Origin of the sequence: Parabacteroides sp. D25, from assembly GCF_000307475.1 — a bacterium.
GTDB lineage: Bacteria > Bacteroidota > Bacteroidia > Bacteroidales > Tannerellaceae > Parabacteroides > Parabacteroides distasonis.
On sequence record NZ_JH976501.1, the window covers coordinates 777,765 to 801,725 of the forward strand.

19 protein-coding genes are annotated in these 23,961 nt (G+C 40.8%); 2 read left to right on the forward strand and 17 right to left on the reverse strand.

The genetic code is table 11. The annotated features are described in order from the left end of the window. Positions 1 to 32: 32 nt before the first annotated feature. The 16 genes from HMPREF0999_RS06545 to HMPREF0999_RS06620 all read right to left on the reverse strand — a co-directional run bounded on the left by HMPREF0999_RS06545 (position 33) and on the right by HMPREF0999_RS06620 (position 19,147). Positions 33 to 1,178 (reverse strand): 6-bladed beta-propeller, encoded by a 1,146-nt coding sequence (locus HMPREF0999_RS06545; protein ID WP_009275505.1) that lies wholly within the window; start codon positions 1,176 to 1,178, stop codon positions 33 to 35. Position 1,179: 1 nt separating this feature from the next. Beyond that, entirely contained in the window at positions 1,180 to 2,364 is a 1,185-nt protein-coding gene (locus HMPREF0999_RS06550; RefSeq protein ID WP_009275506.1) for a 6-bladed beta-propeller, read from the reverse strand. A 127-nt stretch (positions 2,365 to 2,491) separates the two neighbouring features. Further along, the gene (locus HMPREF0999_RS22885) at positions 2,492 to 2,830 is read right to left on the reverse strand and encodes a glycosyl transferase (RefSeq protein WP_009275507.1); all 339 of its coding nucleotides are present in this window, start codon (positions 2,828 to 2,830) and stop codon (positions 2,492 to 2,494) included. Between the two features lie 42 nt (positions 2,831 to 2,872). Beyond that, positions 2,873 to 3,874, reverse strand: a complete 1,002-nt coding sequence (locus HMPREF0999_RS06560; RefSeq protein ID WP_009275508.1) for a glycosyltransferase — start codon at positions 3,872 to 3,874, stop codon at positions 2,873 to 2,875. Further along, on the reverse strand, positions 3,871 to 5,103 hold the full coding sequence (locus tag HMPREF0999_RS06565; protein ID WP_009275509.1) for a TIGR04157 family glycosyltransferase: 1,233 nt from the start codon (positions 5,101 to 5,103) through the stop codon (positions 3,871 to 3,873). The genes HMPREF0999_RS06560 and HMPREF0999_RS06565 overlap by 4 nt, the downstream gene beginning before the upstream one ends. A gap of 11 nt (positions 5,104 to 5,114) precedes the next feature. Further along, the gene (locus HMPREF0999_RS06570) at positions 5,115 to 5,852 is read right to left on the reverse strand and encodes a hypothetical protein (protein ID WP_009275510.1); all 738 of its coding nucleotides are present in this window, start codon (positions 5,850 to 5,852) and stop codon (positions 5,115 to 5,117) included. Between the two features lie 22 nt (positions 5,853 to 5,874). Continuing rightward, positions 5,875 to 7,074: a 6-bladed beta-propeller gene (locus HMPREF0999_RS06575; protein WP_009275511.1), complete on the reverse strand. Its 1,200-nt coding sequence runs from the start codon at positions 7,072 to 7,074 to the stop codon at positions 5,875 to 5,877. A gap of 18 nt (positions 7,075 to 7,092) precedes the next feature. After that, positions 7,093 to 8,235 carry a TIGR04150 pseudo-rSAM protein gene (locus HMPREF0999_RS06580; protein WP_009275512.1) on the reverse strand — a complete coding sequence of 381 codons (1,143 nt, stop codon included), beginning with the start codon at positions 8,233 to 8,235 and terminating at the stop codon, positions 7,093 to 7,095. 7 nt (positions 8,236 to 8,242) lie between these two features. After that, positions 8,243 to 9,679, reverse strand: coding sequence for a radical SAM peptide maturase (locus HMPREF0999_RS06585; protein ID WP_029257166.1), 1,437 nt, complete (start codon positions 9,677 to 9,679; stop codon positions 8,243 to 8,245). 87 nt (positions 9,680 to 9,766) lie between these two features. After that, positions 9,767 to 9,919 (reverse strand): TIGR04149 family rSAM-modified RiPP, encoded by a 153-nt coding sequence (locus HMPREF0999_RS21780; protein WP_009275514.1) that lies wholly within the window; start codon positions 9,917 to 9,919, stop codon positions 9,767 to 9,769. Between the two features lie 117 nt (positions 9,920 to 10,036). Beyond that, positions 10,037 to 10,981: a response regulator transcription factor gene (locus tag HMPREF0999_RS06590; RefSeq protein ID WP_009275515.1), complete on the reverse strand. Its 945-nt coding sequence runs from the start codon at positions 10,979 to 10,981 to the stop codon at positions 10,037 to 10,039. 874 nt (positions 10,982 to 11,855) lie between these two features. Next, positions 11,856 to 12,221 carry a DUF3244 domain-containing protein gene (locus HMPREF0999_RS06600; RefSeq protein ID WP_009275517.1) on the reverse strand — a complete coding sequence of 122 codons (366 nt, stop codon included), beginning with the start codon at positions 12,219 to 12,221 and terminating at the stop codon, positions 11,856 to 11,858. Between the two features lie 103 nt (positions 12,222 to 12,324). Next, positions 12,325 to 14,052, reverse strand: coding sequence for a tetratricopeptide repeat protein (locus HMPREF0999_RS06605; RefSeq protein ID WP_009275518.1), 1,728 nt, complete (start codon positions 14,050 to 14,052; stop codon positions 12,325 to 12,327). A gap of 360 nt (positions 14,053 to 14,412) precedes the next feature. Next, positions 14,413 to 15,981, reverse strand: a complete 1,569-nt coding sequence (locus tag HMPREF0999_RS06610; RefSeq protein ID WP_009275519.1) for an ATP-binding protein — start codon at positions 15,979 to 15,981, stop codon at positions 14,413 to 14,415. Positions 15,982 to 16,110: 129 nt separating this feature from the next. After that, entirely contained in the window at positions 16,111 to 17,688 is a 1,578-nt protein-coding gene (locus HMPREF0999_RS06615) for an ATP-binding protein (protein WP_009275520.1), read from the reverse strand. Positions 17,689 to 17,971: 283 nt separating this feature from the next. After that, positions 17,972 to 19,147 carry a 6-bladed beta-propeller gene (locus HMPREF0999_RS06620; RefSeq protein ID WP_009016496.1) on the reverse strand — a complete coding sequence of 392 codons (1,176 nt, stop codon included), beginning with the start codon at positions 19,145 to 19,147 and terminating at the stop codon, positions 17,972 to 17,974. Between the two features lie 128 nt (positions 19,148 to 19,275). Between HMPREF0999_RS06620 and ruvB the strand changes: the two genes are divergently transcribed. Next, on the forward strand, positions 19,276 to 20,301 hold the full coding sequence (ruvB, locus tag HMPREF0999_RS06625; protein ID WP_010182716.1) for a Holliday junction branch migration DNA helicase RuvB: 1,026 nt from the start codon (positions 19,276 to 19,278) through the stop codon (positions 20,299 to 20,301). Positions 20,302 to 20,311: 10 nt separating this feature from the next. Continuing rightward, positions 20,312 to 21,808, forward strand: coding sequence for a lipopolysaccharide biosynthesis protein (locus HMPREF0999_RS06630; protein WP_009275521.1), 1,497 nt, complete (start codon positions 20,312 to 20,314; stop codon positions 21,806 to 21,808). On the opposite strand, the gene HMPREF0999_RS06635 is transcribed toward HMPREF0999_RS06630, so the two are convergent. Further along, the gene (locus tag HMPREF0999_RS06635; RefSeq protein WP_009275522.1) at positions 21,805 to 23,892 is read right to left on the reverse strand and encodes a sensor histidine kinase; all 2,088 of its coding nucleotides are present in this window, start codon (positions 23,890 to 23,892) and stop codon (positions 21,805 to 21,807) included. The genes HMPREF0999_RS06630 and HMPREF0999_RS06635 overlap by 4 nt on opposite strands. Positions 23,893 to 23,961: the final 69 nt, after the last annotated feature.

Genomic DNA, 23,961 nt, shown 5'->3' on the forward strand with positions numbered 1-23,961 from the left:
TAAAACATTAGGATATAGACATGATTTAGTTCTTATTTCTTATACTTGATCAGCATTATGACGGGATTGGAATCCTCATTCAATTTCGTCGCGATTTCGTTTAGCCTACCTTTGAGCTTCCCTTCTTTATAAGCCTCAATCAGTTCAGGCGCATCAAAGGGATACCAGTTCGCGATATCTTGATTAATAGATGAAATCCAATAGATCGGTCTTTGATATAAAAAATCAGTATTATATATTTGATATTTGAATATAGAATCTTCCTGTTTGTCGTATACCAACCTACTCACCGGTATTTTTCTCGTTTTAATATCGAGTTTTTTTTCTACGGTTCTCATAAAATAATAACGGCTTGTCACCTCCTCTACAAAAAGAAATATTTCTGTATCCATGGAATATATAGAGGGTGTCCTCACGATAAAAGGTTTAATATGACCATTTGGCGAATAGGAATATAGGGTATCGGATGAGAGATTCATAAGTATCCAATTATCGGAAGTGGCGGTTGTAGCAAAAAAAGTAGGAATTACTTTTTGATCATTATCTCCGAATATAACCAGTGTTTTCTGTTCTTTAGAAGGAATTGTAATTTTCTGGATAATACTTCCGTCATACTTTGAGATAATCAAATGATAAGGCTGTTGGTCTGCCACCATTCCATAGCCTTTGTTATCATAAGTGATCAGATTATCCTTGTCATAATTAAAAACCTTAAGGTAGTCACTCTCGGGGTCTAGGAAATTAAAGCTTCTTTTAAAGTCCCCGTCTAAATCATATACTGATATTTTCCCTGTATGTGTAACAAATAGCTCATTGTTTTCCTCATCTAGTGTAATTCCTGCAATCCCCGGATATTCTTCGACACCTTGTCCTAAACGGTTTATTTTCCGTATAGCTTTCCCCGTTTTCCGGTCTAAAATGAATATGTTCCCGTCGTTTGTGTTGTTTTTTACTATTATAAATTTTTCGCCGATATCCATGACATTACCATGTGTGATAAATTCGTCAGTCGTTTCCAGCGCAATATATTCTACATCCATAATATCCTGAAGGATTAGCTCCTTTTCTGGGTAATCTTTGCTAACATTGATCGTGACAAACTCGTCTGTCGATTGCTTATCTTTTCCACATCCCGCTAAGGCAAAGAGGAGGACTGCTGAAATTAAATTTACTTTCATGCTAGTATTTATTTTTCTTGTGTTTTATCAGCATAATCACCGGATTGGACTCTTCATCCAATTTAGCCGCAATCTCTTTCAGTTTGCCCTTCAGTACTCCTCTCCCGTAAGCCTCGGCAAGTTCGTGGGCTTGCAATGACTGTCCGATTACGAACTCCTCATCTAAAGGTCTCGACGTCATATCCACTTCTCTTTTGCTGGTATAATCACCATTGTATATTTTAGGTATGAATAAAGAATTTTCCAGTCTATCGTACATCAATCCGGAAATTGGAAACCCTCTCCCTGTTTCAAAATTAAATTCCGCTTTCAACAGGCTCATGAAATAATAACGGTCGGTAAAAACGGTTGGTATAAGAAATACTTCAGGAGGATCCATGGAGTGTATGGAGGGGGTTCTTACGATAAGGGGGATTGTCGTATTAGCATCCGGCAAATAGTGGTATATGGTATCGGATGATGTCTCCATAAGTACCCAATTGGTATGATCTGGAACTATTTGGTACACAGCGGTTGGAACTGGAACAGCCCAAGCTTCCCCGTCTCTTGCGACCGGGCTTTTAACTTCATCAAAAGGAATTGATATTTTCCGGGTGATACTTCCATCCTGCTTGGAAAAGATTAAATAATATGGAGGTATGGCGTTTGACGGGTTTTCCAGACTATTATCTGGTACATAAGAGATCAAATTATCCCGGTCGTAATTAAATGTATTTATATGAGATTCCGTACCTTCGGCTTTGAAACTCCTTTTAAAATTTCCGTATAGATCATATACAGAGATTTTACTTCCGGTATAGGCTATAACAAATATTTCCTTGTTTGCTTCATCCAGAACAACCTCCGTAATACCTACATATTCCTCGCCACCTTGCCCTTTCCTGTTAATCTTCTTCAAGGCTTTGCCGGTTTTTCGGTTAAAAACAAACAAATTCCCGTCGTTGGCCCAGTTGGTTATTAATATAACTTCTGCACCAATGGCCATTACTTTGCCTTGGGTAACAAACTCATCATTTGTTTCCAACGGGATGTATTCTACATCCATGAAATCCTGTAATATCAATTCCTTTTCAGGATAATTCTTTGTAACATCAACTATGATGAGTTCATTTGTCGATTGCTTATCTTTTCCACATCCCGCTAACGCAAAGAGGAGGATCGCTGGTATTGTGATTATCCATTTCATTATTCTTACGATTTAAGGTTAAACACTTAGGGCGATACGTTCGCTCAATCATGCTAATTACAAAAATAGGTTATTTTTTCTCGACATCTCTTCTTTTTGCTCAAAACTTATAGCGGTGAATGGAATTCTATCCGTTATTTACATAATTTAGGCAAAGGCTTAGCAATGGATGTTGTTTCCTCTCGCTATCTTGTGGGTCACTTATCGAAAGATCGAATAGTTCGCTTATTTCCGGGTCGTTGATTCCCGGATCATCCTTTTCGGACTCCAGATGCCAGCTGACCCATGTTTGTCCTTCCAACTTATCCAGATCATTCTCTAGCTCATAATGCAATGTGGGAAGGTGGAAAACGACTATAGTCGCCTGTTGGAAATATTTCCTGTCGGTGGTTATCACCCAATCAACGGGTACATCCTCTATTTTCAACTGTAGATCTTCCCCATTTATCGTGTTGAATACGAGCATCACTTTTTTACCAGCCTTTACTTGGCAATCTACGCCTGCTACCTAATCAGACACACGCCAATCCGTATATTCTTTCAGCCCGGCTTCTGCCTTGTAGTAATAATTTCTGCATCTTTGTATAGATTCCGGAATCATTTGCCCGCAATCCCTCCAAAATCGATCCAGATAATGTTTGTGTACTATGTATGAGGAATCTTTCATGTTGGGAAGTAGTGTGAAGGCCATGGAATAAAGCCTGAGGATGTTTACATACCACCAGCTTCTCAAGTCAACGCTCGTCTTAGAGGAAACAAATTGATCAGAGAATTTAATCAATCCCTCAGTAACTTGAAATAATGATTTCAGCCTTCGGGCTAGGCTTGTCGTATGCATGACCGATTCTTCGTTCTGGCGGTAATAATAAAACTCAATGTTGGTGATAACCATCCTCTCCGCTTGGCAAAGGACGATGGGACACCATAACTCATCCTCATGCATGATGCCTTCCTCAAAACGAGCCTGCATTTTATGCAGATATTTTCGATTGTATATATATTTAACAGGGGTAGGAAGGTAAAAACAAGTTCTGACGAGCCAGATGAAACCCTCTTTCCCGGAAAGTACCTTATGGGGCGATTCGCCGGAAATCCATTTGAAGGGTTCATTTATACTTCCATCTTGATCACATAACCACATATTCCCCATCACTACGTCGGCCTGATATTTGATTGCCTCATGGTATAATAGAGATAATGAGCTTTCTTTTATCCAGTCATCGCTATCTAAAAAAGCGATATACTCACCTTGGGCAACATCCAAACCCGCATTACGGGCAGCAGACGCTCCCCCGTTCTCTTGATGGATCACCTTGATACGATCCTCTTTTTTTGCGTATTCGTCAGCGATCTTTCCGGACAAGTCGGTCGATCCATCATCCACTAGGATAAATTCCATGCTCAAATCACCTTGACACATCAAGGAATCTATGCATGCAACCAAATATTTTTCCACGTTATATACCGGGATGATGACCGAAACCTCTATTTTATTATCTGGCTTACTCATGGCCATAAAGACTTATAGAACGTCAACATGTTCTCCCTAAATACCTCAGAGGAATATTTTTCCAAGTATCGCTTGCGGCCGTTTTTACCGAGACGTTTCGCTTCCTCCGGGTTTTGCAGCAGGTACAAGATCTTTTCTGCCAACAAGGAGACGTCTATCTCTACGCTATCAGAAGATACGATAAGAGGTATTTTTAATGCGCAAGATTCGTCTACTACCTCGTTTAATCCGGAGGTAGCGGTCGCTATAATGGGCAATTCATGCATCATCATCTCCACAGGGACATAACCAAATGGTTCGAACAAGGAGGGGACGACACCAACATCGGCTAAACGATATAACTCATATAAATCTTCTTTATTTAAAAGTCCCGTGAACGTGATCTTGGTGAAGAACGGTTTAGCATTTCGCAAAAAAAGATCATAATTTCCATCTCCTATTATCATCAAGCGGCTTTCCGGATAATCCTCCAATACCTTCATAAAGGTTCTAACCAAAAAATGCCCACCTTTAATATCTTCCATACGCCCGACAAAAAGAATGATTCGTTCTTTTTCCATTATATGCCATTTCTTTTTCAAAGTCTTTTGATCGACAGACTGGCCTGTCGTAGCATCATTCAATCCATTAGGGACAATCACTATCTTGTCCGGATCAAGTCCATAATCATGCGATAATAAGTCTTGCATATAGCTGGATAAACAGATCACGCGATCCATCTTCATATAGTCCGCTTTTTCCTCCTCAAAGGCGTATCGTACATCCTCACTCCATACATCTGAACGGTTTCCCTTTAAGATTGCCCGTAGCCGTTGTGGGTTATCATGGATTCCCGCAGTCCAGTCCGATGAGTGCGATACGGATATGACCTTACAATCAAAAGCCTCTCTCAGTTCCGTTGCGAGATCCTCGTTTTGATAATGATTCAGGTGGAAAACCAACTCCTTTCGGTCGCGGATATGAACCCGTAGCAAATAAACAAGGTTATGGAAGTACAACTTCCTTTGTTCCTTATCCAAAAAATTCCATTGTTCTGAGCAGGGAGTTGGGAAATACCATTGGGTAATTCCTTCCATTTCCTCTTTCCGTACACACTTCCCGTCACAAAGTATGTTTACAAGGAAAATCCGTATACCACTGCTTTTTAGGGCGGTTGTCAACTCATGGATATAGGTACCGACACCAAATACCGTACCTCTGCTTTTCTGGCTTATGATATATAGATTCATGGCACAATTCTTTAGATAAAAGTTTTCCATGAGGAATCCATCGCCCCCAGTTCGGTTAATAAAGCCAACCCTTTTCCAGCGTAACCAGAAAGGAGCCCCATAGAAACCGTCTCTTTTGCTTGAGATAAATCCGAATTATCCTCTCTTGATCCATGCTCCATCGCAAGAGCAGACCGTTTTAGCAATACTGGCGGTATATTTAAAGCGGGACAAACCCGCAATCCTTGGAAGAACCTATATGCGTCTTGCCATTCATCCCAGTCTAGTTCTTCCGATGCCATCTCGATCCGTTCCACGATTTGCGACAAACTATCCAATGCCCGCTTGGAAGAGAAATTTCGCCGTAATCTAGCGAGCCAATATTCCCCATATCCACACATTCCCTCATAACGGCTGAAATTAGGACAAGGATCATACCATACGGCTCGGTACATTCGTTCGTCAAAATCATCGAACGCCTCCTCTTCCAAATCCAGGAACCTTTTTTCGAGCAGGTAAGAAAATCCAACCCCTATGCCTGCTATCCCTTTCTCGTAATCCGCCCGATAATTGGCATGTAGCTGTTCCAACAATCCCCTGATCAGATCCATGGCGTATTCCGAATACAAATCGTCTTGTACATATCGGGCATAATGGAAAAAGAAAATGGAAATCCCCATCTTTCCGTGTAATAAGCTCGGGCATTTTGTTAATGTGCCGTTCAATAAGAGTTGATTGGAAATCAGACTCAATTCCTCTTCCTTTTCCATGGCATTATGTGGATTTTCGATTTTACTTCTTATATTTGGCTATCATGATAATCGGATTATCTTCTTCATCAAGTGTTGAGGCAATTTCTTTTAGTGGGCCATCTTTCAGCTTTCCATCTTCATAAGCCTCTACTAAGTCTGCGGCTTCCAGTTTTTTCATGAATGCAACATCCTTGCTGTTCTGGAAGTATAGACGGTCATGAAAATTGTAAACCATAGTCATTGGCTCCATTTTTAGAAAATCATTATTATACATCTCGCATTCGTAAATAGTTTCTTTTTGTCTGTCATATACCAATTCTACAACAGGGAAACCGACTTCCTTTTGGGCATTAAAAATATTTTCTACCGTTTGCATGAAACAATAGCGATCCGTTTGGACACCCGGATAAAGAAAAATCTTGGTTTCCATGTCTTGAATTGATGGGGTTCTTACGATTCGGGGTATCAGTTGTTGATTTGAGGTATAATGGTAGATCGTATCAGATGATGCTTCCATCAATAAAAAGCCCTTATCTTGATAAGGTATTTGTGGGCTGTTATAAATACAATATATAATCTCTCCTTCCGCTGCTTCTGCGGTTACCAGTGGATAAATATTTTTTTTGTAAGGTATCGAGATTTCCTTGATACTTCCGTCTTTTTTAGAAACAAGCATGAAATAGTTCCGTGTTGCCACAACTTCATCTTTCAAGCTAAGATAACCGTCATGACAAAGTAGATAGTCTTGATTGAAATTCTCCAGCTTATCATAATAGAAATTTTCTTTTTGATTTAGTGATCGCTTGAAATTCCCATCTTGATCATAAACCATAATTTTTCTTGAAACATAATTGTTGACAAATAATTCTTTTTCTTTTAGATCAAATATACACCCCAAATTGATCGTGTACTCCTCAGCTCCTTGTCCGAGCCGGCTGATCTTTTTAATACCTTTCCCGTCTTTCCCAAAAAGAAATATATTTCCGGTATTGTTACGGATGGCATCTGATATGAGAAGACAATCTCCTTCTATATCATTGGGAGTGCCAGATGTGATATATTCATCTGATGTTTCCAGTGATACATACTCAATGTCAAAAAGATCTTGCAGTATCAGTATTTTCTTAGGGTAACTTATCGTAACGTCTACTGTGATAAGATCTTGCTCTTGAACATTTTTATTATTACATGCTAATAAAAGTAGAAAAATAAGCGTATAGCTCCATTCTGTTTTTCTCATATTCGAATATATAAAAGATTATTTATTATTAACTGTACAAAGATTCAATTGCCCAATCATAAGATCTAAGTCAGAAGGTGAAGGACAAATATATTGATACAAACAATCGCAGCATGGTTTTTGGTTACGTATACGCAACCAAGACTCCCCTATTTCTATTTCTTTTTTTACGATTTGATAAATTGAATCTGTTTTGATATTTCCCAATTTTTTGTGCAATATATTCGCATAAATATCTCCATTTGAAAGTATGAAAAGCTTTCCGAAATTATCTTTATTTATGATATGTTTCCGAAAAATATCTTTCATGCTTATCTTTGTTGATAGAATATCTTCTTCTGTTAAGAAAGTGTTTTTTGCTAAAAAAGAGATATTATCTTTGGTATATAATGGTCTTAACTGATATTTATCAATATCATATTTCTCAATTAAGGTTACTGCTTCATTACAATCCTCTAAAGAAGTAACTTGAAATATATACTGAAAAGGGATTTTTTGCTGGTCAAGAAATATACAAGTGTTATTCATAAGAGAATGATCTACTGGCAAAGAGACATATACTTGATATGAAAAATTTTTCTTGAGTGATGATTCTAACAATGGAATATGAGTGTAAGAACATTGTATATAATTTGAGTAAGACATTTGCCCCAAATAGTCTATTAATAAAGACCCATGTGGTATATCCTTCCAGTCACCTATAATATTATAAGTTAAATTAAGAGAAAAAGAACGCAGGTATTCTATTAATGTTTTTATATTAACTGTGTTGTCTAAATAAATAGTTATTTCACAGAGTGTTTGCAACAAGTTCTCAAGTGAAGAAAACTGATGTTTATTTTTGTGTAAGTCTTTATAATTTAAATATGGTAATATTTGCACTGGTTTTCCTTCGGACAAAGATACTTCTATGATATCTCCCATAAATTTAGACTGTAGTTCATTTATGAATGTTTTAATCTCTATATCATCATATATATGTTGTGGCAATAATACTACACCACAATTTTTTTCGCATAGAATTTCTTTTAAAATTTGGATAATTTTTAAATTGCAAGTTTTTATATATTTGCCATCTAATGTATTATAGAGTAAAGCTTGTTTGTTTACTATATTTATATATACATAAGGTTCTATTGTAAACCAATAATTTATTTTCATAACTTTATTAAATTATTAGAGATTTAATAATATTGAAATAATCAAAAGGATATTTCTCCAAAAAAGAAAAAATGTTATCTATATGTTTTTCAAGATCTTCTTTTTTCTGGAATTCTGGGCATTCAAATTCGTGCGTACCCAATTTATCTAAATTATCCAATGTAAAAATGCAAATGGAACAATGTCTACCTGCATAACAATTAGCACATATGCGCTTGAAGTAATTGTAGTAATATTGATATTTTTTAGAAATCAGATCAATATCAATAATTACTTTGTCATTTACTTTTCCTAAAGAATGTTTGTAGCTTACTTTTTCGCAAGGGAGTAAGTCGTTATAGGTATTCATATATATTTTACGTTGAAAAGGAGAACATGTTCCTGTTGGAATTATGGATACATTTTCATATAATAAATTAAGTGCATTGTTTAGATAAAAATTAATAGAATAATTTGCTAAAAACTTTTTTGTTTTTTTGAAATTCAATAGCTCTTGATGCATGATTGGAACCAATTTAGAATCACTTTGTGTAAATTCAATATCGCTTTGTGTTCTAGAATGAAACATCTTGTCTAAATTTTCTTTGTTTTTAGAATTTACATGATCTGTATTCAATTGTGCGATCATTGGGATCTTGTGGTAACGATTGTAAATAAATTCATAGATTTCTTTTACAGAGTTCAAATTATGGAGAACAGAGTTGAATCTTATATTCTTGTCAAAGAAAACGGGATGTTTCTTATATAAATAGTCGATATTTTCAATAGCTTTAGAAAACGAATTCTTATTGCTATGAGTAAATATTCTATGGCCTTGCGCTTTACAATCTCCATCCAAACTGATTAATAGTTGAAAATCATTATTAATTATGAATTCTAAGTTTTTTTGAATTAGTGTTGCATTTGTTGTTAGATTGAAATGTAAATTTAAACATTTATCTATATTCATTTTTTTTGATTCATTTACTATTGTTTCTATAAAATCCGTATTCATTAGAGGCTCTCCTCCAAAAAATCCAATAGTAAGTTCGCTTCCTGTTTTTTTTATGCTAAAGATATACCTCAGAAAAGTTATGGCATATTCTTTATTTATATTTCTTCGTTCTTTTTTGCTAAAAGTGTAAAGATCTCCTAGCGAGCAATAAGTGCAATTTAAATTGCAGTGGTCTGTCGTTTCAAATACTATTTGTTCGATATTTTTGATATTATCTTCGATTGACACGTCTTCAATATCTTCAAAATCTATTTTGTTTGTATCTGAGAATAAACCATGACTCTTTAGATATTGATATTTCTTAAAATAATATGGATCAAACGACTCTTCCAAACCTCTATTTTTGATAACTTTCTCTAATTTAGGATGAATCAATATAGATAATGAAAGGTTTATATCATAAAGATATATGTTCTTTTTATTAGAATAAGATATTATGGTGCTTTCCATATTGAATAATTTTAGTATAATAAAAAAGAGGACTGTCATATAAATTCAAATTTAAACTTAATAGGCAGCCTCTTTTTCTTCTAAGACCTAATTTCCTCCATAACTTGCTGATAGATTAGGATCATGGTTTTGGCAACCACACCCACCCTTTAGCACCTTCATCTCACGTTTCTCAAGGTGGTTCTCACTAAGCTTATTCAGCTTTAAGCTTTTCAGCACTTGTTGCTTCTTTTCGCTCATGGCCTTTTCGTTTTAAAATTAGACAATATCCATCACCTGATGGATTGTATGTTTCAAATATATACTTTTCTATGCGTATATTTTATAGCCAATCTGACTGTTTTTTTGTGTATTGGCTTATTTCTTCAAAAATCCTTTCTGAATCCAGCTACGAATTGTACTTTCAGATCTTCCTGTAGCGAGTGCGATTGATCGGACACTTTGTTTTTTGTCCAATAAGGCTTGTATATCATTCAATTCTTTATTGAAAGTGGGATTTGCTGTTGAGCAATAGGTTCCTTTCGCATATTTCTCTTGTGGAGATTGTAAGATATGGAGATAAGAGATCCAGTCGGTTGCTTCTCGCAAGTCTTGGAGTTGTAGTTTTTTCTTGATGGAGTTGATATGTCCTCTTGCTGTATGATAACTTATGTAGAGCTTGTCTGCGATGGTAGTTATATCCTGTTCTCCTTTGGCGATCGTTAAGATTTCCATTTCTCGTTTACTCAATTGGGGAATGGGCAATATTTGCCAATCGCATTTCATTGGATCATAAGTTTGGTATATGAGGTGGTCGTAACCGTTTAGGTAACATCCTATTTTTTTGCAGTTTGTATATGAGATGATGTCTATTAGATAAATCGGGTTCGAATCTTCGCAGATGGGGATGAGTCGGTGGTAAGTATGTAGCTCCACCGGCTCTTTTAGGAAAGGATATTTTCGTGACAACCGGAACAGGCAGAAAAACTCTCCCCGCTCATTTGTGTCTTCTCGCAGGCGATGTAATTTTTGTGGCAAATTCTCCAAGAAACTTTTCCACAACAGCCAATCTTCGGGATGAATCACCCTAGAAAAGAAATCATATCCTAATTCCATCGCCTCTTTCACGGAATGGCCGCACAGAAAAAGATTGTCGGGCTTGATGTGGATGAATTGCTTTTGAACGATATCCAATACATAGAAGCTATCGGGGATAAGGGAAGAGATTCCTTTACAATATTGAATAAATGTAGACTTTTGTTCTTTGGCGCTATCTGTTATTCTTTCTGCATATTCGGAAAAAATATCTTCAATGGTATTCATAATCAGATTATTTTTAGGTTAATTTTTTAGTTTACTCATGCAGACTGCATTGCTGTGATTCGCTATATTAAAGAGTCTGTTCCAACGATATTGGAATGGAGCGTGAGAAGGTAGATTTGATAAGTAATTCAGTTGATTAAAAATTTCGTTAAGGCAATGCTCTTGCCAAACTCGTCTCCAACCAGCCCATCCGGATACGTGGGTTAGGTTAGAATAATAGTAAGTTCCGTCTCCCCTGTTTTTACCGAATTGATAATTACTTCCGGATATATGTCCGATGCGTTCGTCATTTCTGAATTTTTTTAGTAATGTCGTACAAAAACCAAAGAATGAAAGAGAGGGTACACAGTCATCTTCTAGTATGATTCCTTCGGGCTCTTGCTCGAAGAACCAAGAAATCGAATGAAAACAGTGTTTGTCGTATCCTTGATTTTTTCCCTGATATAGTTTAAATACTTGGCATTCCCAATCAATGTGGGAAACAATGGACGTTGTTTCCTTACATATTTTACACTGTGTGTCATTAGTTGATCCATCTACTGCTATATATAGTCTTCTCGGTTTCACCTCTTTGATACGATCAAATACTTGCTTTATATTTGATCGATTAAAGGCTATAAGGAGAATCGCTATTTTGGGGTCGTAGATTATCATAATATGTATTAGTTCTTGATTAATGACAAACTTAGTATTTTTGTTAGGTTACGCTTAGAATTCCTAATAACATAATTCAATGCAAGCATCCAGGAAAAACGTATCATTGGGGGCACTGTACAGTGATTATCACGTTTAACGATCTTTTTTGGTTAATAGTGATAGATCAACTATATGATACTGTTTAATCCTGAAGCTTGCATATGATAAAGAATAATACCTAATTATTTTGTATGATGAAATCTCCCGTAAGCTGCCCTAGGCGATGTTCTAACACTAGATAAAAGCATCCTGTGCCAGCCTGATCTAAAGAGATGGATACACATTCACCTGCTTCGCCGGAGACTACTTCGTTATATAGGATAGCTCCTTGCTCATTTACAACTTGGACAGTCAAATCATCTAGAGCATCGATAAAATGTATGCTCAATAGATTTCCGTCGATGGATACTGTTGGAGGAGCAGGAGTGACAGAGCGATAATAATCGTCATGCCATTCGCCTTTGGTCGGTACATTATCTCCATAAACAGACAGTGGCGAAAAGAGGCCAAATAGCATCAATAAGGTTAATAATTTTGTTTTCATAATATTTTGTTTTTCTTTTTGCAAAGAAAAGCTTTATTCTCTAATAACAATGAACATGGATGAACAATTGGCATTTTCGTTTTTGTTCATTTTCTAACACTGATTATAGGTCATTGATATATAGATCGAAATCGGAGGCTTTTCCTGTTTTGCCGCTCATCTTCAGATAAAGTCTTTTTCGTAAGACTGATATATTACTATGGTTTAATAACATAGAAAGACGTGAGGGTTTCACATGGATTCTCACTAAATAGCATAACCGTTCCATCTGTATCGGTATTTTAGGGTAAGCTTCTTGAAGTTTTTGTGCAAAAGACGGATAAATAGCGTTTATAAGATGAAACAACTCTTCCCAATCCTCGGTAGATGGTTTCCAATCCTCGTTTTCATGAAAGTTTTTATATACAGATGAATTCTTCAAATTCTGTAATGATTCAATCTGATGCTCTTTTTGGGCATATAATGCTTGGTTCTTTTGTTCGAACTCCTGCCGTAGCTCTTTCTTGAGTTCTTCCTGTTCTCGATCTTTCTCTTGTAAAGATTTGTTTAATGTCTCTATGATTTGTTCATTATGCTCTATCTGTTTTTCATATGCTAGGACTGTTTTATCATAAGAGAAAATCTTTTCCCGGTTTTCTTTTTGGATTTTCAATAGGTCTTTTTGTCTTTTCTTGTACTTAAACAAAAGATAAGTGGTTGGTAGAATTATGCAGAGAGCAATAAGACTGATTACGGCCATCCGTAGGTTCGCATAGGCCGTTCTTACTCGTTCCTCCGCTAAGGATTTTTGTTTATCCTGTTCATCGTAAAGGACTTGTCTGCCTCTAATCGTATTCGTGACTTCTATCTGGTCGAGTGTATCACGCATCATTTCATATCGTTGATTCAACTCCGCATAAAGGATCCATTGTTTTGTCGATAGGGCTATTTTGGATAGATGATAAACAGCCCCTGCTCTCGTGTCCAATCGCACCGCTTTTTCCGTGCATTGTTCCAAATAGATTTTTGCTGAATCTAATTGGCCGCAATGATAATAATATTTGCCTAGTGTCAAATAGAACGGATAAATGTTATTTCCCAATGCCTGCTTGTTTGCCATGACCTCACGAAGTAGACACTCCGCTTCCGGGTAGGTCTTTGTTTCTATATACAGACTCGATAATTCTGAATAAACAGAGAGTACCTTCCTGCTCTCCATCAAATCGAGAGTTTTAGAATAACAGGCGATAGCGCTATCTTTTTGATGGAGTATCTTATAAATACGTCCTAGATCTCGAAGCGCATAGACTTGACCGATAGAATCTGCTATTGCCTTGAAATGCATGACCGCTTTTTGCTGATAAGGTAAGGCTCGCTCATATACGTCTTGTTGGGTATAAAGCATCCCGATACCGTTATTAATCCTCCCCAGTAATGCGTGGTCTTCAATCTGCTCCTCATTCTGTAAGGCATTTAAGAGACACTCTTGCGCTTTCAATGGATGATTTAGGTTTTGATTGATCCGTCCCTTATAGAACCAAGCTTTCGCTTTTCGTTCCAGATCGTCTGTTTCCTCATAATAATCCGTCGCAATCGTGATCAGCGAGTCGGTTTCATACTTAACAAAAGTCTTGTCTTGTGCTTCTGTTAACAGCAAATAATAATGTGCCTTATCTTTTCGGGATAGGTTTTCTTTGTTCTCTATTTGTTCAAGGAGCATTAAGGCGCTATCCGGATGTTGGGGCATAAGGTTCTCTATTTTTCGGAAGTCTATGGTTTGATGGCCCATTCCATCGCAAGAGATCCATATAATAGGTATTAGAATTAACAGGAAAACAATGTTTTTCTTCATCTGCGTGTTATTTGTTGGGGGTAAAAATAATACAAAAAGACGAGAATATCTTGGCTGGAAATCCCGACTTTTTGGATCTATTTTTTATTTCCATTACAAATATCTTGAATAACAGATGGTTACGCTAGAAGCAAGTCATCCGCTTATGGCTTGACAAGTGAATAACTAACGGCTTGTCAAGTGAATAACTAACGAGTAGGGGTAGCCGTCAGTTAACGGCTTGGGAAGTGATCAGTTATTCACTTGAGAAGCCTTTTCCCAGAGAAGATATACTTACTTTGCCGATGAAGTATATCTTCTCCGGGCATAGGATATATACTTCATCCGCAAAGTAAGTATATATGGATAAAACAGGCTTTTTTATCCAACCAGCCATCGTTCTATATTCCGGGTCTCAGAGGAGAAGTTCACGCCGATCTTGAAGACCTCCCGATTGTCTCCGGAGAAGGGTAGGGCGTAGCCTTTCTCCTCGATCTGCCGCAGGGCTTCCTCGGCGGTTCCGTTGAGCTTGAACTCCATGATATAGATGTATTGGTTGGTTTGCAATACGAGGTCTATACGCCCGTTCGAGGTATGGTATTCCACTTGCGTGTACAGGCCGACCAGCTTGAAGACGATGAAGAGGACGTTCTGGTAATGCAGCTCCGTGTCTCGCTCCGGCTTTTGCCCGGCGATCACCTCGTAGGGTGTGTCGGCAAAGAAGCTTTGCAGGCGGCGGAAGAATGCGTCGTAATTGCCGCTTTCCACTTCTTGAACAAAACGTCCTATCTCGAAGGGTGTCTTTGCGGCGCTTATGCTCGTGTAGAAAGGCAGGAGGTATTTAACAAAACCTTCCTCTACCTCCAAGTTTGGAAAACCTAGTTTATAAATCCCAAAACGGGGATCATAGCCCTTGATGGTTAGGTATCCGCTTTGGTAGATGACGGGTATAGGATTATTAGAGGCGGAATCGATGCTGTTCAGCACATCGGCGTCGGTTTCCGTGTTGGCCATCTCGTAGAGGTCGTAATGGGTGTGCTTGAGCAACTCCACCAGATAAGAGGGGGTACCGGTCTCAAACCAGTAGTCTCCGAATTCCATCTTGGCGAAGGTGTTCAAGAGACTGAAAGGATTGTACATTCCTGCTGAGTTAGCGGTGAAATGGTATCCGTCGTATCGCTGCTTCAGCTTTAGACAGGTAGCCTCATAGGTCATGGCTTGCGCATCAGCCAATACCCTCAATTCGTTTTCCAAATAAGTATGTATCTCTTTCTCGGTGATGCCGCATATTTCTATGTACCGGTTATCCATTGATATATCCATTAGGTTGTTGAGGTCGCTGAACACGCTCACCTTGCCGAACTTGGTCACGCCGGTCAGGAACGCTAGGCGGATATATCCGTCCATGCTCTTCAGAACGCCGTAAAACGCTTTCAGTATAGAGCGGTAGGCCTCCTGTAACTCCGGATTCCCGATCGCCTGTAGCAAAGGCTTGTCATACTCGTCTACCAGTATGACCACTCTCCGTCCTGTTCTCTCATAGGCACGGCGTATCACGCCGGTGAAACGATCGGATGGTGTTATCTCTCTCTCGTCTTTCCCCCACAGGTCTTCCCAAAGGTTCAGATAACGTCGTAATATACTCTCTAATGCCCCAGGGTCAGAATATCTCTCCGCATTTAAATCCAAATGTAAGATGGGGTATCTTATCCAGTCTTTTTCCAATTTCTCCATGGCCAGTCCCTCGAACAGCTCCTTCTTTCCTTGGAAATAGGCCTCCAGCGTGGACAGCAGCAAGCTTTTCCCGAAGCGCCGGGGGCGGCTGAGGAAGTAATACTGTCCGGTAGTAACCAATTGATAGACCAAGGCTGTCTTGTCAATATAGAGATAGCCGTCCTTGCGAATTTTCTCGAAGTTCTGTATGCCGATTGGATAAATTGTCTGGCTCATGGCTTTGTGTATTTATGTGACTTATATACAAAGGTAATTCTTTCTCCCAAAAGGGCAAGTAACGGCGCTTTTTTCTGTACGGTACGATCCGTGGATGGCGCGTGCCGTGAGCGTTTTGCCTTTCCACAGCTATCGCGTGGGCTCAACCAGCCACTTTTCTATATTGCGGGTCTCGGAAGAGAAGTTCACGCCGATCTTGAAGACCTCCCGATTGTCTCCGGCGAAGGGTAGGGCGTAGCCTTTCTCCTCGATTTGCCGCAGGGCCTCCTCGGCGGTTCCGTTCAGCTTGAACTCCATGATATATACATAGCGATCGGTTTGCAATACGAGGTCGATACGCCCGTTCGAGGTATGGTACTCCACTTGCGTGTACAGGCCGACCAGCTTGAAAACGATGAAGAGGACGTTCCGGTAATGCAGCTCCGTGTCTCGTTCCGGCTTTTGCCCGGCGATCACCTCGTAGGGTGTGTCGGCGAAGAAGCTTTGGAGGCGGTGGAAGAAAGCGTCGTAATTGCCAGACCGTATCTCCCGAACGAACTGTCCGATCTCGAAGGGGGTCTTAGAGGCTCTGACGCTGGTATAAAAGGGTAACAAGTATTTGACGAAACCCTCTTCCACCTCCCGATTCGGAAAACCTAGGCGGTAGATCCCGAACTCGGGTTCATAGCCCTTGATGGTCAGGTATCCGCTTTGGTAGATGACGGGTATGGGATTGTTCGAGGCGGAGTCGATGCTGTTCAGCACATCGGCGTCGGTCTCCGTGTTGGCCATCTCGTAGAGGTCGTAATGGGTGTGCTTGAGCAGCTCCACGAGGTAGGAGGGTGTTCCGGTCTCGAACCAGTAGTCTCCGAATTCCATCTTAGCGAAGGTATTCAATAGGCTGAATGGATTGTATATACCCTCGGACTTGGCGGTGAAATGGTATCCGTCATAGCGTTGCTTGAGTTTTAGGCAGGTTTCCTCGTAGGTCGTCATTTGGGTATCAGCCAGTTCCTTCACTTCGTCTTCCAGATAGGCATGTATCTCTTTCTCTGTGATGCCGCATATCTCGACGTACCGATTATCCATCGACAGGTCCATGAGGTTGTTGAGGTCGCTGAACACGCTTATCTTGCCGAACTTGGTCACACCTGTGAGCAGGGCGAAGCGGATGGCCCTATCCATGGTCTTCAATACGCCGTAGAAGGGTTTGAGCATGTTCCGGAGCCGGTTTTGCATCTCCTCGTCGTGCAAGTTCTGTAGCAAGGGCTTGTCGTACTCGTCTATCAGGATCACGGCCCTTTGTCCGGTTTTGCGGTAGGCCCGGTCGATGATTCCGGCGAAACGGAGGGGCAGGGTCACTTCCGAGGGACGTGTCCCATATTCGTCTTCGTACCGGGACAGGATGTCGTTTAATATCTTGTATAAGCTATCCGGAGAGTCGTATTGGGAGATATTCAGGTCAAAATGGAGGATCGGGTATTCTTTCCAGTCCTTTTCCAGTTTCTCCATGGCCAGTCCCTCGAACAGCTCCTTTTTCCCTTGGAAATAGGCCTCCAGCGTGGACAGCAACAGGCTTTTCCCGAAGCGTCGGGGGCGGCTGAGGAAGTAATACTGTCCGGTAGTAACCAATTGATAGACCAAGGCTGTCTTGTCAATATAGAGATAGCCGTCCTTGCGAATTTTCTCGAAGTTCTGTATGCCGATGGGATAAATTGTCTGGTTCATATCGTCCTATATTTTATGCGACTTATAAGCAAAGTTACATAAAATATAGGAGAGGAACCGTATCTTTAGAAGTAAATTTTCAACAATAATATCTTACTATGAAGTTGATTTACAATTCGCTGATAATAAGATAGATAAATGTGCTTGTCGGATTTCCGTAAAAACACGTACATGTTTTCACGGATTCACGTACGTGTTTTTGGGAATTCACGTACGTGTTTTCCGAAAAACATGTACGAATAAAAAACAAGTCTGGAAAAATAGACAATAAGTAAGAAGTTTTTTACTCCTTATACTTAGCCACCATAATCACGGGGTTGGATTCCTCATTCAATCCCGCTGCGATCTCATTCAATCGGCCTTTCAGCTTACCTTTCTCGTAGGCTTCCACCAACTCATTGGCTTCTAGTTTCTTTATGAAAGCGATCCCATCGTTATTGATGATCTTTAGTATTCCGTGTTCGTACCACATATTAACGGGTGTCTGATCTACGAAATCGTTATTATATACGACACACTCAAAGATAGCGTCCTCTTGTTTATCATATACCAAGTCGGTTCTGGGGAATCCGGTTTCTTTCTCAAAATCCCATTGTTTCTTTGTTGTTTGCATGAAATAATACCGGTCGGTAAGAATACTTGGATAAAGAAATACTTCCGGGGCCATAGAGCGGATAGGTGGAGTCCTTACGATAAAGGGTTTGATAGAGTGATCTTGCGAATAACTATAAATCGTATCTGTAGATGGCTCTACTAAAACCCAACTTCCATTTTGGGAAATTAATTCGGTATTACGAGGTCCCGCGGCCCAACCTCCTTTCGATAAAAACGGTGATATCTTATGCTCATAAGGGAGTTCGATTTCCTTGACAATGCTCCCGTCTTGTTTGGACAGGAGCCAAAATGCGCTTTTTCTCAGATTTATATAATTGCCAATCTCATCGTAGCAGATTAAGTTGTCTTGATCGAAATTGTATGTCTTCCCGCTATTGAAATTAAAATCTTTATCGTACTTTAAAGTTCGCTTAAAGTTTCCGGACAGGTCGTATACGATAAACTGGCTCGAGTAGTAGTTGTTGATAAACAGCTCACCTTTCTCCTCATCGAGGGCAATAGACCCGATATTCGTGTATTCTTGGCTACCTTGGCCGCTGCGGTTGATTTTTCTCTGGCCTTTTCCGGTCCGGTCGAAGATAAATATATCTCCGTCTTGTCCGTTCTTGTTTCTAAGGATTATGAGATTTTTGCCGATGGCTTGCATGCTGGCTGAGGTTATGAACTCCTCATTCGTTTCTAATGGGATGTATTCCACATCCAAAAAGTCTTGAAGAATCAGTTCCTTCTTCGGATAATTTGCCGTGATATCCACGGTTAAAAAGTCGTTAGCCGGTTGCTTACCACTTTCGCATCCCGTTATCAGGAACAGGATCATCGCAGAGATTGTGAGTATAAGTTTCATGGTAGTATGTTTTTAAAGGTGTTCTTTTGGCAAACATATGCTTTTCTCACTGTCAGAAAAATATTTTATACATCTATTTTCGTGAATGTGTTGTTTAACATTATCTTTGCAAGTCAATGAACGTGAATATGGAAGATGATTTTGATATAAGGGATGCCCGGATGCCGGAAAACGAGCGAGAGTACGAGAACGTGCTTCGGCCGCTTTCGCTCCGTGACTTCAGCGGGCAGGCGAAGGTGGTGGAGAACCTGAAGGTGTTCGTCATGGCTGCCCGCATGCGTAAGGAGGCGCTGGATCATGTGCTTTTGCATGGACCTCCCGGGTTGGGAAAGACGACGTTGTCGAATATTATAGCGAACGAGTTGGGGGTTGGTTTCAAGGTCACGTCGGGGCCGGTGCTGGATAAGCCGGGAGATCTGGCCGGGGTATTGACCTCGCTGGAGAAGAACGACGTGCTTTTTATCGATGAGATTCACCGGCTGAGCCCGATCGTGGAGGAATACCTGTATTCCGCTATGGAGGATTACCGGATCGATATCGTGATCGATAAAGGACCGAGCGCCCGCTCGATACAGATCGATTTGGCTCCGTTTACATTGATTGGCGCTACGACCCGTAGCGGCTTGCTGACTAGTCCGCTGCGTGCCCGTTTCGGTATCAATATGCACTTGGAGTATTATGATATGGAGACGCTGACGAAGATCGTGCTCCGTAGTGCTAATATTTTGAATGTAAAATGTGAGTTGAACGCCGCTAGGGAGATCGCTTCCCGTAGCCGGGGTACGCCTCGTATCGCCAACGCTTTATTGCGCCGTGTGCGTGATTTCGCTCAAGTGAAGGGGAACGGAGATATCGATAAGGCGATCGCTTGCTTCTCTTTGGAGGCGTTGAATATAGATCGGTATGGCTTGGATCAGATCGATAATAAGTTGCTGACGACGATCATTGATAAATTCCAGGGAGGCCCGGTCGGATTAACGACGATCGCCACGGCTTTGGGCGAGGACCCCGGAACGCTAGAAGAAGTGTACGAGCCTTTCTTGATCAAAGAGGGCTTTATCAAACGCACGCCCCGTGGCCGTGAGGTCACCGATTTAGCTTATACCCATCTGGGACGTAGCCGGGTGGGGGAACAAGGTTTTTTATTTGATTAGACAGATAGATATGGCAGGAGGAATGAAGCGGCTCGCTAAAGAGACAGCCGTTTATGGATTGAGTAGTATAGTGGGGCGTTTCCTGAATTGGATGTTGGTGCCGATGTACACACGTGTGTTGGCCGGAACAGGGGATTATGGGATCGTGACGAATTTATATGGTTGGACAGCCCTGTTGCTGGTCTTGCTTACTTATGGCATGGAGACGGGGTTCTTCCGTTTCATCAATAAGAAAGAGGAGCAAGAGCCGATGCGGGTGTATGCTTCCGTGCTGTATTGCTTGCTGGGAAGTTCGGCGCTGTTTAGCGTAGCGGTTTTCGCCTTATTGCCATCTATTAGCGCCGGCTTGGGATATGGCGACCATCCGGAGTATATCGGGATGATGGCGGGTATCGTGGCGGTAGACGCTTTTTGTTGCATTCCGTTCGCTTATCTTCGGTATAAGGGGAAAGCATGGCGTTTCGCCGGGATTAAGTTGCTGAGTATTTTCTTGAATATTATCTTGAATATATTCTTCTTGATCACTTGTCCGTGGTTGCATACGCACTATCCGGAGGCGATAAGCTGGTTCTATCGTCCGGATTATGGGGTAGGCTATGTATTCGTGGCGAACGTGTTTACGACACTGATAACCTTATTGCTTTTGATCCCGGATATCTTGCCGGGCATACGGGCGAGAGTAGACGGAACGGTATTGAAACAAATCTTGCGTTATTCCTTCCCGATCCTCATTCTAGGTATTGCCGGTATCTTTAACCAGACGGCAGATAAGATCCTGTTTCCATTCTTGTTTGATGATAAGGAGTATGCGAATGAGCAATTGGGTATATACGGCGCATGCTTCAAGATCGCCGTGGTGATGGTGATGTTCACGCAGGCTTTCCGGTATGCCTATGAGCCGTTTATTTTCGCTAAAAACAAGAGCGATGATAATAAGAAAGCCTACTCGGAAGCGATGAAATATTTCATCATATTCGCCTTGTTTATCTTCCTCGGGGTAATGTTCTATATCGATATCTTGAAGTACTTTGTCGGGCCGGCCTATTATCCCGGATTACGGGTGGTGCCGATCGTGATGTTGGGCGAGTTGTTCTTCGGTATTTATTTCAACCTCTCCTTATGGTATAAGCTGATCGACCAGACACGATGGGGCGCCTATTTCTCCACGATCGGATGTGTGGCCACGGTCTCTATCATCTTGCTGTTCGGTCCCTCGTACGGTTATATGGCTTGTGCGTGGGCATCGTTCTTTTGTAATTTATTGATGATGCTTTTATCCTATTTTGTAGGACAAAAGAAATTCCCGATCGAGTACGACTTGAAATCCGCGTTTCTTTATTTCGGAGTGGCGACGGTGTTATACGTGGCAGGCATGGCACTGCCGATACAGTCTGAATGGCTCCGGTTGGGATACCGTACGATCTTATTAGGCGTATTCATCGCGTTTATGGTTAAAAGGGATTTACCTTTACGAGAACTCCCGTACGTAGGACGTTTCTTTCGTTAATCGGTAGGTTCGGACGGTTTGGACGGCGTGGCGATTGGCATCGTGATAACGAAGCGTGAGCCTTTCGTATAAGACGGATCTGTCTTTATCTTACCGTTTAGCCGGTTAACGATCAAGCGACATAGGTAAAGCCCTAGGCCAGAGCCGGGAATGAAATCATTGGTCTTCGTGAAACGCTCGAATATCCATTCCTGTTTGTCTTGGGGGATGCCGCAACCCGTATCTGTTACCGACAGGGTCACTAAATTGGCTCCGCTATCCAGATGGTATGAAAGCGTAATGCTTCCTTTCTCCGTGAATTTATTTGCGTTTGCCAGCAGATGTGAGATGATCAAGCTGAAATAAGCGCGGTTGGTCAAGATCATATCATTCTCCTTATCGCCTTCCACCACATAGTTGATCTCCGGCTTCTCTTGATATTTCTTTACCTGTTGCATCTCATGTAAACAAAGCTCATGGATTCGTGTGGGAACAAGAGGAAGGGAATCATTGCCGCTATCGAGCTGGGCGATCTCAAGGAGATTGTTCAGCATGGAAGTCAAGTGGTAACAGTTTTCATAGATAATACGGCTGAAAGCCTGTTTCTCGTCCATGGAGATATCGTCGTTGGTGATGAGTTCCGAGAAACCGTTGATCGCGTTTAAGGGAGTCCGTATCTCATGCGACATATTCCGGATGAAGGCGGTCTTCATCTCCTCGCTCTCTTGTGCCTTCTGGTTCGCTATCAGGACCTGCTCGTTGGATTTCTGTAATGCTTGATAAAGAGATCTCATCTTGCCTAACCGGAAAAAGATATAGAACACGGCGCATAAGGCTAGAAGCAATAGGGATATATATAGGTAATTCTCCTTCTTGCTTTTCTGCAATTCCAATTCCAATGATTTCTTTTCGATCACCAACTTGTTCGCCCCTTTCTCGATCTCGAGATTCTCCATTTTCTTCCGGAGTTCTTGCATACGCAAGGTATCTAGCAATACCGCATACTCTTTGGATGTCTCATAGGCCTCCTTGTACATCCGGAGGCTGTCGTAGGCGGCGGCTTTTGCGGATACATAGGCGATTACATGCTCCTTGTAAAGCGGTATTTGTTTGGAGAAATTGATCAAGGAGTCGCTGAACTCAATGAATTTCATGTAGTCCTTGATGTTTAGGTAATAATTGGCGGAAGTATAGTATAGCTCGTATTCCGGGGTGGTGCTAGCCGCCTCCGGATAAGCCTTCAATAACTTTTGGAACTCATGGAAATAGGAAGTGGCCAAATCCTTCCCGATAGCCTCGGCGCTGATGGCGAGGTTGGAGTAGGCGCTTAGCAAGTGGCGCTTGTTAGTCGCGTAAGGACGTTTGCTCATCTCCGGGATATTGGAGTATCCTAAGATCGTATTGAGATAGCGGGTTGCGTATTTCCCTCTCTCCCAAGGGTCGGCAGCGTAGGCGCATAGCATGAAATAGGTGTTAGGCAAGAAATTGTATGCGTATCGTAGGGGCAGTTTTTCAGCCTCGGTCAAGACGTTGTCGAAATATTCTTTCCCTTGCTTGAAGTCCTCCTTAAGCATGTTCTCCTCCATGACGCTGTTGCTGACAGCCATACCAAGTACATAATTGCAGGCTATTTTCTCATAGGGAGACAATTTGTCGGGTTCCTCCAGCTTGAATAGGCAATTCATGAGGACTTTCCTTCTTGGTTCACCGGATGTGTAGAATATGACGCGCGTATCTTGGATCATTTTCATGAACGATACGAGGCTGGTTCTGGCTTCTCCTTTTAGCTCCTGCTCGGCTTTGGCGATATAGACATTTGCGCTATCGGTTTGGTCCGTGTTGATATAATGCCGGAGAATCTCGGTCAATGCCGCTTCCTTATAGTAATTGTCATTCGCTTTTAAGGCTTCCTGATAGAGTTGTTTAGCGTTTACTAATATGTCATCGTTTCGTGAGATATCCATCAAGTTGGCGAGGATTTCCAGCCTTGTGCGCTCGGAGGTCGTTTTTTGCAAGGCGCTTTTAAGCGAGTCTGGTGTAGTCGTTTGAGATGAAACGACAAAGGACATAAATAATAAGCATAAATGTATTAGATATCGTTTCATACAAATAGAATCTCTTGTTGTGTTTATTGTATTACAAATGCAAATATACGTAATCTCACCATAAAAAAG